Raw genomic sequence first — 16,504 nt, 5'->3', positions numbered from 1 at the left:
GCTCTGCTGGGATCGGGGCCGATGAGATTTGCAGCGGTTGAGGACACGACCGAGCGTGGCAATCCTTACGAAGTTCGGAATCAAGTGAGACTTGCCACGGCGACGCGGGGAAGCGGCGAGGGACGAAGCGGGGGAAGGGTCGCTCCGCCCCATCACCAACGAAATCGTACGTTGCGTGTTAGGCCAGAGGGCGGATCGACTTTGGAATCGACCATCTCCCTACATTTGTTTAAGTGGGCGTTCGGCCTGCAATAGTTTCCCGGCCAAAGCCGCAGATGTCTTTGCGTCTGAGAGAGGGGCGCCGGTGGCTGGTGCCGTGTCCTCGAATTGTTTTTGGCAGCACAAAACGGGGCTATCCCTGATGGGGTGCATTAGGTGGCCGTCGGATACGCGTTGGGCCGCGCGCGTGGTCTCGTGGCTCCTTGAGTGGCAAGCCGCTCGCCAGAAACGACGCGGAGGAACAGCTAGACATCCAAATGCATAAATGTCTGGAAAATGCCTGAAACAATCATAAGGTTGCATACAGATTACAGCATAACAACCTCAGAAGAATCTCCGCTCAGCGAATGTAAACAGGCTATGAAATGGTAAAACTCACTCCTTTGTTAGACTCAGACCTGTGTGTTTCCGTACTATTTCGTCAACGTTTTAGGAGGAGAGAATGCGCAAGAAGTATGCCGAGAGGCTGCGTCTCTTGCTCAGCGTCGCGCTGAGCCTGAGCCTTGGCTTCGCGGGAATGCCCGTCCGGGCAATCGCGGAGACGCAGGCCGTCCTGGCGGAGCAGGCGGGCCAGCAGGACGAGGCCACCCAGGGGGAGCAGGCTAACGACAGCTCGGCAGCCCCAGAGTCCAAGGCGGCGGGGGAGAGCAACGACGCCTCTCAGCCCCAGGCCGATTCCGCCGGCAGCCAGCCTGCCGCCGACGCCAGCGAGCCCGAGGCGGAGGTCCCCGCGCCCACCTCAGACATCGCCGCGACCGACGACCCCATTACCGTCGCGCAGCTCAAGTCCGCCCTTGGCCAGCAGCCCGCGGAGGGTGACGACCAGCAGCAGGCGACTCTGGGAACCGCAATCGACGCCGTAATCGGCAGCGTGAACCTTGGCGAGGACCTCACCGGATACAAGCCCGAGGACAACCGCGGCCTTGCCATTAACATGGGCATCGTGGACTACGGCACGGACCTCTCCGCCCCATGCACGGGCAAACAGTTCCTCAAGATGAGGGAGACGGTCAACACGTTCAAGGCCGCCGCCCACGCTCAGGTGAAGAAGCCCCTCTTCCTCAACGGCATGGCGCAGCCCATCTTCCCCTTCACCACTGGCGCGGTGGAGGAGGACAAGTACTCCAACGCCGACTCCAACATTATCCGCTACAGCGTGTGGGTCGAGACCAACTACGACACGGACGGCGACGGCAAGCAGGACATGGTTAAGGCCGTGGTCCAGCTCCCGCGCGCCGCCGCCCGCGGCGACTACAAGGCGGCCACCATCTTCGAGGCGCGCCCCTACATCTCTGGCTGCACCCCGTTCGGTGATATCTCCGAGGTCCCCGGCGGCGACGGCTACGACATGGCCAAGCTCCACAACAAGGGGGCGGCGCACGTGCCGAGCAGCTCCACCACCACCATGGAGGCTGCCGCCAAGGCAAAGTCCTCCGAGTGGTACTACGTCAGCCCCTACGAGTCCGGCTACGACGACAAGGGCAACCTCACCGATCCGTTCATGGACTACGAGACGCTTGACTGGTACGACTACTACCTCTGCCGCGGCTATGCGGTCGTCGAGGCGGCCGGCCTGGGTACCCGCGGCTCCGACGGCTTCGAGACCTGCGGCTCCGACGTCGAGATCGACGCATTCAAGTGCGTGATCGAGTGGCTCCACGGCGATAGGCAGGGCTTCGCCGATCGCGAGGGCACCTGCCAGCTCTCCGCCGACTGGTCCAACGGCAACGTGGGCATGACCGGTCGCTCCTATGGCGGCACCACCGACTTCGGCCTCGCGCAGACCGGCGTCGAGGGCCTCAAGACCATCGTCCCCGTATCGGGCATCGCCAGCTGGTACGACTACTACAACTGCCAGGGCACCAGGACCTCCGACTTCCCCGGAGACCAGCTGAGCTCGCTCGCGGTCTACTGCGCCGGCCGCTACATCGACCATGACGACTGGGAGACCATCGAGAAGGGCTACGGCAACTACCTGCACCAGCTCCAGGACGACACGCTGCGTGGCGGGTCGGACTACTCCGACGTGTGGGCAAACCGCGACTACACGGTGGGCAACAACAACAACTTCAAGTGCCCCGCCCTTGTCGTTCACGGCCTCAACGACCAGAACGTGACCACCAAGCACTTCGAGATGATGTATCGCAGCCTCAAGGCGGCGGGGGTCAACACCAAGCTCCTCCTCCACCAGGGTGCGCACATGACTCCCAACTCCAACAACAGCTACCTGGTCATGACCGGTGACCAGAGCTACGACGATCTGCTCAACCGCTGGTTCACGCACTACCTGTATGACCTGGACAACGGTGCCCAGGACATGTCCGAGGTCCTTGCTCAGAGCAACCTTGACGCCAACGTGTGGAACGCGTACGACAGCTACTCCACCAACACGGCGCTTAAGCTGGGCACTTCCGCCGACAGGGACACCATCTCGCTTAGCTCCGACTACGCTGGCGCGGGCCTGACCCTGGACGCGTCCTCGCCCGACTCCTGGCGTCCGTTCCACGAGAAGGTCGCCAACGCCTCCAGCCCCGTCAACGCCACCTTCGTCACCCCGGCGCTCGACCAGGACGTGACCATCAAGGGCACCGTGAGCGTGAAGTTCGACGCCGCGTTTGGGGATGTCATGGGCGAGAAGGACGGCGCCTCTCCCCGCAGCGCAGCCACCACGCCGGAATCCGACAACATGCCTGTGACCGCGATGCTGCTCGACGTGTCCGACCAGGACTTTGGTGCCTACGACTCCACCAGCAGCCGCTGGGGCAAGGTGCCCGTTCAGACTGTTAAGGCCAACGACTACTTCATGGCGTGCGGCCTGGACATCATCGATGTTAAGCAGTTCTCCGCCACTCCCACCAAGGCCAAGGTTATCGAGCGCGGCTGGGTCGACCTCGCCAACCCCCAGAGCGGATTCGAGAGCCAGACCGCCAGTGGCTCCATCAAGCTCGAGAAGGGCAAGTACAACAGCTACACCCTGTACCTGCAGCCCAACGTCTACACGGTGGCGCAGGGGCACCGCATTGCGCTCGTCCTCCTGCCCTACGACCAGGAGTACGTGAGCCACGACGGCAACTACACGTTTGATATCAACGCCGCCTCGGTCAGCGCGAGTATCCCGACCAACGGGTTCGACGGCAGCCTCACGGCAGGCTACCTGCCCACCGCAAGCAAGCCCGACAATGGGAACTCCGGCAACAACAACGGTGGCACCACGGACAACCCCAACATCAACAGCAACCCCAACCACAACGAGGGCGGTGCCGAGGACGAGAACAACGGCAACGCTCCCGCCAAGACCACCACGGGTGGCAAGGCGGCCAAGGGCACTGGCCTCCTGCCCAAGACCTCCGATCCCACCAGCCTAGCCGCGTGCGTCGCGCTGGCTGGGCTTGGCGCAGGCTCGGTCGCGCTCGGCGTGCGCGCCCGCAGGCGTCGCCGCTAGGGAGAGGACGAACCCCATCGACCATCGGGGCCCGGACTGGGATGCCAGTCCGGGCCCCTTTTTCCTCGATCGCTTCTGACACCGTGCGGTGCAAAGGAGGCGTTTGCCGCAACAATCGCATATAGACACGGCCGTATTCCCGGACGGAATTCATGCCGTAAGACGAAAATAACGGTCGCAAAGTATCGTTCCTGGCTGGAGTCGGGCCACGGCTTCCATTCGGTGACGTGGCTGCTTAGCAAATCTATGTTGTGGCAATCCTGTTGGGCGAGAGAGCGGGCGAGGTGCTTAGAAAACTTGAGTTGTGGCAGCTTCTGTACGCCTTTGGGCGCGAGGGGTGCTGAGGAAAATCGAGTATTGGCAATTGGGGAGTCGTTGAGCGCTGAGGAATGTCGGGTATTGGCAGGCAGAGCGCCCAGGACCGCCCCATTCATTGCCAATACTCGGTTTTCCTCAGCTGAAACTCCCCTCCGATTGCCAATACTCGACTTTTCTCAGCAGGCATCCGCCGACGACCCCATCGCAGGCCGAAAATACCGCGAACCCCCCCACCGCCGACGTGGCCAGCCTCGTCAGTCACGACCGCGTGCCGTATAGTCATATCTCGGCCGGCGGCAGGGAAGAGGTGCAAGCAAGTCATGAAGCGGGTCACGTTCTACTACGTCCGTCACGGGCGGACCGAGTATAACCGCGACGGAATCATCCAGGGCGGTCGCGTTGACGCGCCCCTGGTCCACGAGTCCATCCCCGCGATCGAGGCCACCGCGCGCGCCCTCGCGCCCATCCCCCTTTCCCGCTGCTACAGCTCCCCGCTGGGTCGCGCGATGGAGACCGCCCGCATCGTGACCGCAGGGCGCGGCATGGAGGCCGAGCCCCTCGACGACTTGCGTGAGTTCGACTTCGGTGACCTCGATGGAAAACCGTATGCTGGCAACAGGCTCAAGTTCGCGCGCTGCTTCGTTCGGCAGGACTTTTCCCCCTACGGAGGAGAGACGGGCGAGCAGGTGCGTGGCCGGGTCCGCAGCGCGTTCGGGCAGATGTTCGATCAGGCGGCGGACGGCGACAACGTGCTCGTGGTGTGCCATGGGGCGTTCTTTAGATACGTGCTGCTCGAGTACTATCCCGCGAGCCGACTGTGCCGCAAGCTCATGAGCGAGACCATCAAGACCCCCAACGCGGGAATCGCGGTGATCGTGGGGGAGAGTGGCCGCTTCACGCTCGCCGAACTCCCCGTGACGGCTGAGCGCTTCGTCGAGCGGTACCCGTCGCGCTAGCGCACGGACGTGTGGGCAGATGACCGAGCGGGCGTTGTCGGTGGTGCCGGTCGCGGGGTTCGTTCCTGGTGAGGTCATCGCTCTTTGCGGGGCTTACCGAGCAGGCTGGACATCCGTGCGTCTTGCTCGACGCTTGAGCATCCTGCCAGCGAGTATGGTGGATCCATGGGACCCGATTCCCGTCTCGGTAACCTGACTACGCAAAACGTGCGTCCTGCACACACGGAGAGGTCTTGCATATCGGCAACTTGGTTGAACAACATAACCAAAGAATGCCTTAACTAGTGCCTACGACATCAATGGGAAAAATTGACCAAAATTGATAATTAGCACACGACACTAGCAATTAGCACTCAAATACTGCCAAACATTTTTCCAAATATGTAAGAGATGATGGGTTCCCTTTTTGGGAAGCTTGTCGTAGTCTTCAGGATTACTAACAAAACCTGTTTGGTCACAGGGGAAACTAGTCCATTTGTCCAAACCACTTGGGGCCTGCAGGATGTGCCGCTTTGAAGACGGTACGCGCGTTTAGGAGCTGACGAGGAAGGGAGGAGACATGCCCCTAGGCATGGGTCCCACCGTTCTCGGGCTGTTTGCAGCTGGCTTCGGCGTCGGAGCCCTTCTCGTCCTCGTGCCACGCCCATCCGTCGGCAGGGTTGCGAAATACGAAGCCAATGGGTCTGCTCCCTCTGACGGGATGTCCCGTGCCGCCGAGGAACTACGGACTCCTGCCGCGTACCTAGAGGAGAGCGCGAACATGGGCAAGCCGGACGCAACCCACAACGCTCCCAAGCTCAAGGCAAAGGGCAAGCGTAAGGCAAAGGCCCGCAAGGGTGCCGAGGGCGCTTCCGCCGACCCCGCGTCGGACGACGACCTCGACCTCCGCAAGCTCGACCGCGTGCAGCTGCTTCAGCTCCTGCGTGATGCCATGGAGGAGAACGAGCGCCTGCGCACACAGCTGGACGAGACAACCGAGCGCGCTGAGCAGGCGGAGCGCAAACTTGAGGACCGCCGCATCCAGGTCGAGGATTCGGAGTCGCTCGCCGAGGCGTCCCTCAGGCTTGCTGGCGTGTTCGTGGACGCGCAGCGCGCCATCGACCTGTACGGCTATAACGTCGCGATGAACAAGGTCTCGGAGGGTCCCTCATCAGGGCCTAGGCATCTCTGCCAGGACGGTCGAGACCACCAATCCAGTCAGCACGACCCAAGTGGATTAAAGGGGGAGTCTGAGCGGCTCGCCCAGGACCTGAGCGCGGAAGCGACTCAGGTCCCAACTGATGCCATGCAAGCCGAGAGGCAATCGCTAGGCGCGAGCCCCTTGGCTGGTGCGTTGGAAGACTTTGCCTCAAATGAGGGAGGAGACCTGCGTTGAGCGGGGAGAGGCACGACAATCCTCGGAGTGCGGGGTCGTCGGAGGAGCCGCGGCACGTGCGGCTTCCCACCGTCGACGAGGTTGACCGCGAGCTCCAGCGCTCCGAGGGCATCCGGCACAACCACACGCTCAGGCGCAACGCCGCGTTTGCGGTTGCCGCCGTGTTCGCCGCATCCGTGCTGGTCTCTACCTTCGTGCTGCCCACATTCAGGATCTACGGCTCGTCCATGACCCCCACGCTCAACGAGGGCGACATCGTGGTCGCCACAAAGGTGGGCTCCTTCGGCCGCGGCGATCTCATCGCCTTCTCGTACAACAACAAGCTGCTTACCAAGCGCGTCATCGGACTTCCCGGCGACTGGGTGGACATCGACTCCGACGGCAACGTGAGCATCAACGGAGAGTCGCTGGACGAGCCCTACCTCCAGCCTGGTGCCAAGAGCCTGGGGCAGTGCGACATCAGCCTTCCGTACCAGGTGCCTGAGGACACCTACTTCGTGATGGGCGATAAGCGCTCCGTCTCGGTGGACTCCCGCCTCACGCAGGTGGGCTGTATACCGCAGGACCAGATCGTGGGGAGGCTCGCCGTGCGCGTGTGGCCCCTCACAAACGTGGGGTCGGTCGCCTGATCCAGCCGGTAGTCGCTGGCACCCAGTCAAGAGCCGAATGCAAGTGCGCAAGTCATACGAAATGGAGGTTCCCCATGTGGCGTCCCAGAGGTCCCGACCCATAGCGCGGGTCTCGGAAGAAAAAGGGCGGCGGACGAGAGCCGCAGGGACTAGGAGAGAAAGGAAGCAGCAATGAAACACCTGGGCAAGATGCTCACGGGGATCGTCGCGGCACTCGCGTCGGTTGCGATGGCGTTTGCGCTCGCCCCGGCCGCGCTTGCGGAGACGCAGCACACCATCACCATCAACGAACCCAATGGTCAGCAGGCAAGCCACACCTACGAGGCCTATCAGGTCTTCAAGGGCACCTACGACAGCAACAGCAAGCAGCTCACCGGCATCACCTGGGGCTCTGGCGTCGACGGAGACGCCCTCCTCAGGGACCTCAAGGCAGACTCCACCATCGGAGGGTCCTTCGATCAGGCGACCGATGCCCCCACGGCGGCTGCCGCCATGGCTGGCATAACGAGCGGGTCGGCCAATGCAGAGGTCCTCGCTAAGGTCGTGGCGAAGCACCTTACGACTACCAAGTACAGCACGGTGGATAATGGCCAGAAGACCGACAAGATCACCGTTGACTCCGACGGCTACTACTTCATCAAGGACGTGACCGAGAGCCTCTCCAACGGCAACACCTACTCTAAGTTCATGCTCGAGGTCGCCGGCGGGGACGTGACGATTACTGCCAAGGACTCCACCACGACCTCTAACAAGCACGTGAAGGAGACCAACGACTCCGTCGCGGACACCGCCGAGGAGAAGGCTGGCTGGAGGAGTGTCGCTGACTACGACATGGGCGACCAGGTCCCCTTCCAGCTTACCGGCCAGGTTGCTGCCGACTACGGCGACTACGACACCTACCACTTCGAGTTCGACGATACCTACAACCCGGACCAGCTGGGTGTGGCCCAGAACGTCAAGGTCTTCGTTAAGGGGAAACAGCTCAACGCCGCCGACTACACGCTGACACAGAACGATGGCTCCTTCAAGGTCGTCCTCAACGACCTGAAGAAGATCGTGGACGAGCACGGTACCCCCATCGTGCACCCGGGCGATGACATCTCAGTCGAATACACCGCCGAGCTTCTCACGGGAGCCAACATCGGCTCTGCGGGTAACGTGAACACGAGTCACATCACGTTCTCCAACAACCCCAACAACAAGGATTCCAAGGGCACGACCCCCGACCACACCACCAAGGTCTTCACCTACAAGCTCGTTGTGAAGAAGGTCAACGAGGCCCAGAACCCCCTCTCGGGCGCCGACTTCACCCTGTACAAGCTCGACAGGAGCGATGGCACGTACAAGGAGGTCCCCACCCAGGTGGACGGCGTTGACCTCAAGACCGTCGAGAAGGGGACCACGTTCACCTTCAAGGGACTCGACGAGGGTAACTATAAGCTCGTGGAGACCACGACCCCCAAGGGCTACAACACAATGGCTGACGTCCTGTTCACGATTCAGAGCACCACGGACGATGATGCCCAGACGCTCAAGGGACTGAGTGGAGACGTAACGGGCGGCACCGCCGAGTTCACGCCAAGTGTTGCCGACGGCTCCCTTACCACCACCATCCAGAACAACTCCGGCTCCATCCTGCCCTCCACGGGCGGCATGGGCACCACGGTGCTCTACGTGGGCGGCGCCGTCCTCGCGGTGGTCGCGTGCGTTGGCCTCGCGATTCGCCACAACAAGCGTCAGAACGCATAGCTCCAGGTAGGAATCACGCTCCAGGGGCGGTCCCGCCGGGCCGCCCCGCAGGCACGGGGGAGGAGGCGCAGCATGGGAAGGTGGCTCAGGACGCACGTGCCCGAGATTCTTCTCGTCTGCGTCCTCCTTGCTGGCCTGGGGATGATGCTCTATCCGTCTGTGAGCGACTGGTGGAACTCCATGCACCAGACGCAGGCCATCGCCACGTACGAGAAGGCCGTGAGCGACAACTCGGCGGAGCGCAACAAGCAGCTGTGGGACGACGCGGTCGCGTACAACGCGTCTCTCCCCCACGACGAGAGCCGCTTCAACCTTTCGGACGAGGAGCGCGCCAAATACGAGAAGACCCTGGACGTGACCGGCACCGGGATCATGGGCTACGTGGAGATACCCAAGATCAGCGTCTCGCTCCCCATCTATCACGGGACGGACGCGACGGTGCTGCAGATCGCCATCGGTCACATCCCCGGGTCGTCCCTGCCGGTGGGCGGTCAGGGCACCCACTGCGTGATAAGCGGCCACCGCGGGCTTCCGTCCGCGCGCCTCTTCACGGACATTGACCAGCTGCGCGAGGGAGACCTCTTCATGCTCAATGTCCTTGGAAAGACGCTGACGTATCAGGTGGACCAGATACGGGTCGTACTGCCCGACGAGCTGGACGACCTTGCCATAGACGACGGCCAGGACTACTGCACGCTGGTCACGTGCACGCCGTATGGGGTCAACACCCATCGGCTGCTCGTGCGCGGACACCGCGTTCCCAACCAGGGGGCTGCGGTCGCGGACGGCGACATGGTCCAGGTGAGCCCGGCGATAGTTGCCGCGGCCATCACCGTGGTGGTGCTGGCGGTGGCGCTGCTGGTGCGGGAGGTCGCCCGTGCAGGTAGGCGCGGAAATGGCAGGTCGCTCGGAGGGTCGGGCCTGGAAGAGGGAGCGGAGAAGTGACACGCACACAGGGTAGACGGCATGGGGCGCTGGGGCTGGCCCTTCTCGCCATCGTCGCGATGATCGCCACGCTTGCGGTGGCACCCGCGACCCAGGCCGGGGCTGCGCAGCGGATCGCCGACGGCACCACCTGCTCGCTTACGGTGGAGAAGTGCCCCGCGGACGGGCAGACCTTCCGCCTGTACCGCCTGGCGACCATGGCGGGGGACGGCAGCCTGACCCTTGTCCCGCAGCTGGCGGACGCCGTGAGCCAGACGGGGATCGACCCCACCACGTTTAACGAGAAGACCGATGCCACCACGCTCGCCAAGGCTGCGCAGAGCCTGCAGGGCTACGTGGTCGCAAGCCCCAAGGCGTTTGGCGAGAGGGTTGCCACCGCGTCCGGCGGCACGGCACACTACCAGGGCCTGGAGCCGGGCATGTACCTGCTGTGCGCTGACGTGGCGACGGTGGGCGGCTCAACCTACACCGCGCTGCCCAACCTGGTGATCGTGCCGCGCATCGACGGCTGGACCTACGCCACCGACTGCACGGTGAATGCAAAGTTCGAGGTCACGCCGGTGGAGGCCCCCCACAACAGTGTTACCAAACTGTGGAGGGGCGACACGGCGCAGGGCCGCCCCGCGTCGGTTAGGGTTCGCATCTACAACGGGACCAAGCTCTACCGCGAGGTCACGCTGAGCGCGGACAACAACTGGACGTTCTCGTGGGACGGCAGCGGGAGCTGGTCCGTGCGCGAGGTGGGCGTGCCGAGCGGCTATACCTTCTCCGTCACGGTTGCCAAGGCCAAGGCGGGATCGGATAAGACGGCCGGAAGCACCTTCCAGGTCACCAACTCCAAGGGTGGGCAGAACCCCAAGGGAAGCCCCAAGGGCGACACATCCCACCTGCCCAAGACGGGTGACCAGACCTCGCTGGTGCTGCCGGCGGTTCTCCTCTGCGCGGGTGCGGCACTCGTGCTGGTGGGCCTGCGCTGCCGTCGCAGGGAGGGGGAGCGCTAGTGTCCGGCAGGCTGGCACAGATGGGAGACGAGAGGGGCCGCACCCCTCGCTGGAGGCTCGCCCTGCTGGCAGGGCTGGCGCTTCTCGCCTGCGGACTCCTGGTCTGCGTACACGGCGTGGCGCAGGCAGCGACGGAGCGGAGCGAGGGCACCGCCACGTGCGAGGCGATCTTGTGGTCGCTCGACCAGCTGGTGCCCGCGCCGGGCGAGGCCTCGGAGGACGACCCGGCATCGCTCCCCGTGCTCCAGCTGAGGGGCGTGGACGTGGTGGGCAGGCTCACGGCCAAGGACATTTCGCTTGACCTGCCGGTCGCGGCGCTGGGAACGGATTCCGCCACGGTCCCGTGCCTGGAGCAGGGCAACGGAAACGAGCTGGTTGTGCGCTGCCAGCCCTGGCACCAGGGCGCATCTGCCCTTGGCTCCCTCGCCAAGGGCGACGAGGTCACCTTTACCCAGGTTGATGGTGCCACGAGGACGTACAGGGTGGCGGACTCCGGCGTGACGAGCCAGGAGTTCGACGACCACTTTGACCTCCTCGTCTACTACGAGGGGCAGTTTGGGGGCAGGCACTGGGTGGGTTGCTCACAGTCCTCCTGACGGGAGGCTTGCAAGCAGCGCGCGCGGTCAAGGCGACGATTCGAGGATACGATGGACCGACTCTTCATTCGCAAGGTCAGCAGGATGCTCCGGGACAACCGGAGGAGGCGCGACTGGCGCGGGATCGCGGCGGTTGCGGGCGCGGTGGTCGCCGTTGTCTGTGGCGTGCTGCTGATGTATCCCGCCCACGCCCTCACCGGCGGGGACAGTCTCCGCAACGCCATCACGGACCAGTCCGCCGTCTTCTCAAAGGCTGCTGGCACGGGTGACGACGCGTGGCAGGCAGGGGATCCCACCACACCAGTGAGCGCGGACTCGTCATTGAAGCTGCGCGTGGCCTTCAAGCTGCCCGCCGGCACGCTGGCAAACGGCTCGGTGCTGCAGTACCAGCTGCCCGAGGGCGTGAGCATCGACACGAGCAAGGCTCCCGTCTCCGGCGACGTAGTCTCCGGCGTCACCGTAACGGACCCCACCAACGCCAATGCCACCAAGATCGGCAGCTACCAGATTAAGGACGGGGTTCTGACCCTCACCTTCAACGACGACGTGACCAAGGCAAACGCCGGCACCCCCGCGGGAGACGCGAGCGACAGCGCTGCAGCGGAGCAGGCGCAGGTGGGAAGCGACCTCTCCGGCTACGTGGACATCGACCTGGGCTTTGACCAGCTAGCCTGCGACGACAGCGGCCTTGTGACCATCAAACTGAATGATGCCGTCACTCTCAAGGTCACGAAGGCGGCGGAGCAGAAGGACCAGGAGGCCGTTGCCGACGCCACGACGGACGGCACGGGCGAGACGGACGATTCCTCGTCGCAGGACGCAGACGCACAGGCTGATGCCATCTCCGCGGCTGCGCCTGTCGCACGTGTCGGGGCCCGCGCTGGCTCCGGCTCCGTGGACCTTACGAACTACATCACATCCGTGTCGGTCAAGAAGAAGAATGACGATGGCTCGTACAGTGACCCCACGACGGAGTTCACCGACGGTGACTACGTTAAGACGACCATCACCTTTTCGGTTCCCATAAGCACAGACAACCATAAGTATTCCTATAAAGTTCCGACAGGATTGAATCCAAAAGATGTGAAAGGTGGCAATCTCACCACGCCTGACGGGAAGAACGTTGGCACCTGGACCTGGAACTCGAATGATGGCACCATTAACTTGGACTTCAACAAGACCGCCATTGCAGAAGGGAGTACGTATGGTGGCGGCGTCTACTTCCAGGGCATCGTTAGCAAAGATGGCGGCGGCGAGTCTACCGACATCAACTTTGGTGGCCAGGGTGGGACCATCACCGTCAAGAAGAAGGAGAGCGGCGGTGGCGGCGAGGACACCAGCCACGACATCAAGGTCGAGAAGACGGCGACAAAGAGTGAGGACGACAGCAAGATCTATTACACGGTGACCGTCTCAACGGAGAAGGGCACCCCCAGCACGGTAAACATCTCTGACTGTCTGAGCAGGTGGAATACCAGCAACGCCACCCCTGCCTACGAAAAGGGGACTCTCACGCTCAAGAAGCTCTCGAACGGGGCTGAGCAGTCGCTTGACAATTCCGCCACCTGGAATGACAGCAGAATAGACGGCCCGACCTTCTCGTATTCCGACCTCCCCCAGCTTTCCGCAGGTGAGAAGTATGTGCTCACCTATACCGTGGACACCAACCAGACGTCCAAGAATTCGGACACGAACGTGGTAAACCAGGCTTCCGCCACCTCCGGCGGCAAGAATGGCAGCTCCTCTCAGACCGTGAGATTTGAACAGGACGCCAAGAAGTGGGGTTCCTACGATCCCAAGACCGACCACGTCATCTGGACGGTTGAGGTCAACCCCAACGGTAAGGACATCTCCAACTGGAAGGTGTCCGACAGCCTTCCCAAGGGCACCAAGTTGACGCAGCAGTACGTTGTGAGGGATTCTAACGGCAAAGAATACGGCCGTTTTGGCAACGTCGGTGACTCTTCAGTAGACTTCAACTTCTCCCAGCTTGGTCTAAGGGATGCGCAGAAGACCCAGAAGTACTACATCGACATCTACACGGATGCCCCTTCGAGCGATGGCCAGATCTCGAACACGGCTACCACGACGACAAATAATGGCACCGTCGACTCTGTTGGAACTGTCGATGTAAAGCACCGCACCACCGAGGTCAGCAAGCAGCACAAGACCGATGGCGCAGCGGACGAGAAGGGTGCGGGGGTCCGAAAGGAGACGTGGTCTCCAACGGTCACCCTGCCTGGCGGCGCGCTCTCGAGCTTTACCTATAAGGACACGATCGAGGACGCCACGGATGGCAATGGCGTGGGCCTTGGTGCAGACAGCCACTATGCGATAGCGGCGGAGCTCGACAAGGTGTTCAGGAGCAGCGCCCAGAACACGGGCGTCGACGCCACGACCGGCCTCTTCATCAACGTTGACGGCTATAGCAGGTACCTTTACCAGGGTAATGGCGAAGCGTACTACGATGACTACTGGCCGCAGCAAGATGGAACGAAGCACGACGTCACCTTCACGGTGACCTACTACGATGATAAGGACGCCACCAAGGGCCACGAGGTTGCTGCGACCGACACGACGACGCATGTGAAGAGCTTCACGGTACATGTCGACATCGCAAAAGGAGCTACTGTCAAGGCGCTCGACATGAGGACCGGCGAGTACCCCACATACGTGGATACCACCAAGGTTGATGAGGGTGGGACGATCTCTGCCAGCAACGAGGGCAAGGTCGGAGACGTGAAATCCACCCCCAGCTTCACTTACACGAGGCCGCATCGCATGCTCAAGGCGGTCAAGACGGGCGACCATGCCTATACAGACGGCAACGCGTCTCTTGACTTCGACAAGATTCAGGACGGCAAGCTCACCTATCGCATTGCGCTTACTCCCACCGCCTCGGACAACGGTGACCTTGTGATCACCGACGTCATTCCCGAGGGCATGACGTACGTCGACGGTTCTGTCTCTGCGAGGTTTAACGAGTACTACGACGACAAGACGTTCAGCGGTGACAAGGCACCGAGGGTCGTAAGTACTCCGGTGGATGGTGGAACCAAGCTCGAGATCACGCTTCCGGGCTACCAGTACGATGCCAGCAAGCCCACCCTCTACCTGTATTACGACGTCTCGATCGGGTCTGACCCGTCCTGGAACAACGGATCGACCAAGAAGACCTATGAGAATACTGCCACGTGGGGAAAGAGCACCTCTACGCAAAAGACGGAGGTAAACCGCAACTACGAGAAGGTCTCGAAGAGCGGCGAGCAGCTCTACGACACGAACGGCGAGCCCACCAACAACCTGCGCTACTACGTGGAGATCAACGCTGCGGGACAGGACCTCGACCCCAACTCGGACGTGCTCACGCTTACTGACAAGTTTGACTCGGGGAGCGTCGACAGCGACCTTGACCCGTCCTCGATCAAGCTCTATGCCTATGACTACTCCAAGGAGCACCACTACGACCCTGACCGTCCCATCGAGAACTTCAAGGCAACGTATGACGCCAAGACTCACACCATCACGGTGGAGGTCCCGGACAAGCGCGCCTGCGTGCTGACCTATGAGTACACGCTGGACAACTCCTTTGGCGATGGTATGAAGGTCACCAACAACGCCTCCCTTAATGGCAAGTACTCCAAGTCAGGCTCCATCAGCCTTAAGGAGGCAAGCGGTGGTGCCTTCATCCACATGGGGCGTCTCGTTCTCTACAAGGTGGACGCCGCGGACATAAGCAGGACGCTCTCGGGCGTGGAGTTCAAGCTCTCGTATTGGAACGGCAACACGTGGGTGGACAAGCAGACCACCAATCAGCTCGTCACGGATGCCCAGGGTTCTATTACGTATGACTACGAGCTCAACGAGGATAGCCTGCAGCCAAACACCCTCTACAGGTTGACCGAGACCAAGGGGCAAGCCGGCTACGCGACCGATGCCGAGCACTTCTTCATCGTGAAGAACGTTCCCACTACGGGGTCCCCGATCTCGGACGATGCGGCCTTCTCAGCAGCAAACGCGAGCAACGCTACGAACAAGTCGGGTGGCACGCTGACGGCATCCGACGTGGACTTCTTCAAGGACAACAAGACGAGCACGATGTATGTGACCAACGAGTACAAGCGTCTGACGGCGAAGAAGGCCTGGGCCGATGAGAACGGAGTTGCAAAGGATGCTCCCGCCGATGCCTCCGCCAAGCTTGCCCTTTATCGGTACACGAAGATGGTCGACAACGACAACAGCGTCAACGTTACGGTCACGGCGAAGGGGAACCAAGACTGGAGCAATGAGACGAAGCTCACGGGCAATCGCGTGAGCGACGGTACTGTCGCCATCAAGAAGGGCAGTGACTTCACCTTCAACGTCGGTGGGCTTTGGGGTGGATGCAGCTTCGATGTGTATGTAAACGGACAGAAGTACGGTGACACTCACACGTTCACCTCGAACAGCGCCATATCGGTAACGATAAGTAACGTTACGGCCGATACCACAATCGAGGTCAAGCAGAACCTTGGCAATGACGTGACGCTTACGGAGGACCCGAACAACCCCTGGGCCGAGCCGCCCCAGATACTGGACGATGCTGCTGGCGTGCAGGTGGGAAGCTCCGTGGACGTCTCCGCCGCAAACGGCTGGACGTACAACTGGGACGACCTGCCAAAGCAGGTGGATGGCAAGGACGTCTACTATGCCGTAAAGGAGCTGAGCTACACCGTCAACGGCACGACCTATGACGCTGGCACGGGCTCCTACGACGTGTCGTACACCAACAACGCCGGCATCCAGACCGGCACCATCACGGTGACCAACTCCGCCAAGAAGAACCAGGGGTACGAGCTGCCCTCGACGGGCGGGACCCCAAGCTCGCTGCCTGCCATCGGAGGGGCTTTCGCTCTTGGCGCCTGCGTGCTTCTCGCCCTAAGGTGGCGTCGGCGCAACGGCTAGGCGAGAGGACCATACGGCGTGAACAGTGACGCCCCGGGACGGTGACTCCGCCCCGGGGCGCCATGCTGCGTACTGGTTGGTTACCCTCCAAGCCTTGGGGGAGGGAGTCGGTCCCGTTGCCCCCGACCTCTCCCATGGCGCGAATGGATTCTGACCTGGCGCGGGCTGATGTTACGTTGAGGAGCCGTAGCCCGTATCCTTCTTATCCTGGCGCTCCCGCGGTTGAGGCTGGCCCTTATGAGGGGACGCCAAACTTGCACACAAACGCCGCTAACCCAAGGGTTTATCCAGAAAGTTCTGGGAAGATTGGAAGCAGAATTCCAACGATGA

The 16,504-nt window shown here is 62.1% G+C and carries 9 protein-coding genes; all 9 read left to right on the top strand.

What is annotated here, in order from left to right; genetic code table 11:
- Positions 1-661 precede the first annotated feature (661 nt).
- The gene (locus FYJ68_RS06635; protein ID WP_154435256.1) at positions 662-3,661 is read left to right on the top strand and encodes a CocE/NonD family hydrolase; all 3,000 of its coding nucleotides are present in this window, start codon (positions 662-664) and stop codon (positions 3,659-3,661) included.
- Positions 3,662-4,299: 638 nt separating this feature from the next.
- Positions 4,300-4,935 carry a histidine phosphatase family protein gene (locus FYJ68_RS06630; protein WP_154435254.1) on the top strand — a complete coding sequence of 212 codons (636 nt, stop codon included), beginning with the start codon at positions 4,300-4,302 and terminating at the stop codon, positions 4,933-4,935.
- A 760-nt stretch (positions 4,936-5,695) separates the two neighbouring features.
- Complete coding sequence (locus FYJ68_RS06625; protein WP_154435252.1) at positions 5,696-6,310, top strand: hypothetical protein; 615 nt, start codon at positions 5,696-5,698, stop codon at positions 6,308-6,310.
- 56 nt (positions 6,311-6,366) lie between these two features.
- Positions 6,367-6,939, top strand: a complete 573-nt coding sequence (gene lepB, locus FYJ68_RS06620; protein WP_326832255.1) for a signal peptidase I — start codon at positions 6,367-6,369, stop codon at positions 6,937-6,939.
- Between the two features lie 171 nt (positions 6,940-7,110).
- Positions 7,111-8,688 (top strand): SpaA isopeptide-forming pilin-related protein, encoded by a 1,578-nt coding sequence (locus FYJ68_RS06615; RefSeq protein WP_154435248.1) that lies wholly within the window; start codon positions 7,111-7,113, stop codon positions 8,686-8,688.
- A gap of 72 nt (positions 8,689-8,760) precedes the next feature.
- Positions 8,761-9,633: a class C sortase gene (locus FYJ68_RS06610; RefSeq protein ID WP_154435246.1), complete on the top strand. Its 873-nt coding sequence runs from the start codon at positions 8,761-8,763 to the stop codon at positions 9,631-9,633.
- On the top strand, positions 9,630-10,634 hold the full coding sequence (locus FYJ68_RS10490; protein WP_154435244.1) for a Cna B-type domain-containing protein: 1,005 nt from the start codon (positions 9,630-9,632) through the stop codon (positions 10,632-10,634). Before FYJ68_RS06610 ends, FYJ68_RS10490 begins: the two co-directional genes overlap by 4 nt.
- Positions 10,634-11,230 (top strand): sortase family protein, encoded by a 597-nt coding sequence (locus FYJ68_RS06600; RefSeq protein ID WP_154435242.1) that lies wholly within the window; start codon positions 10,634-10,636, stop codon positions 11,228-11,230. Before FYJ68_RS10490 ends, FYJ68_RS06600 begins: the two co-directional genes overlap by 1 nt.
- 51 nt (positions 11,231-11,281) lie before the next feature.
- Positions 11,282-16,174, top strand: coding sequence for a Cna B-type domain-containing protein (locus tag FYJ68_RS06595; RefSeq protein WP_154435240.1), 4,893 nt, complete (start codon positions 11,282-11,284; stop codon positions 16,172-16,174).
- Positions 16,175-16,504 lie beyond the last annotated feature (330 nt).

This window comes from Olsenella porci (genome assembly GCF_009695875.1).
Lineage (GTDB): Bacteria > Actinomycetota > Coriobacteriia > Coriobacteriales > Atopobiaceae > Olsenella_H > Olsenella_H porci.
Note: the sequence above shows the minus strand (reverse complement) of the source record. Positions and strands in the feature narration are given on the sequence as shown.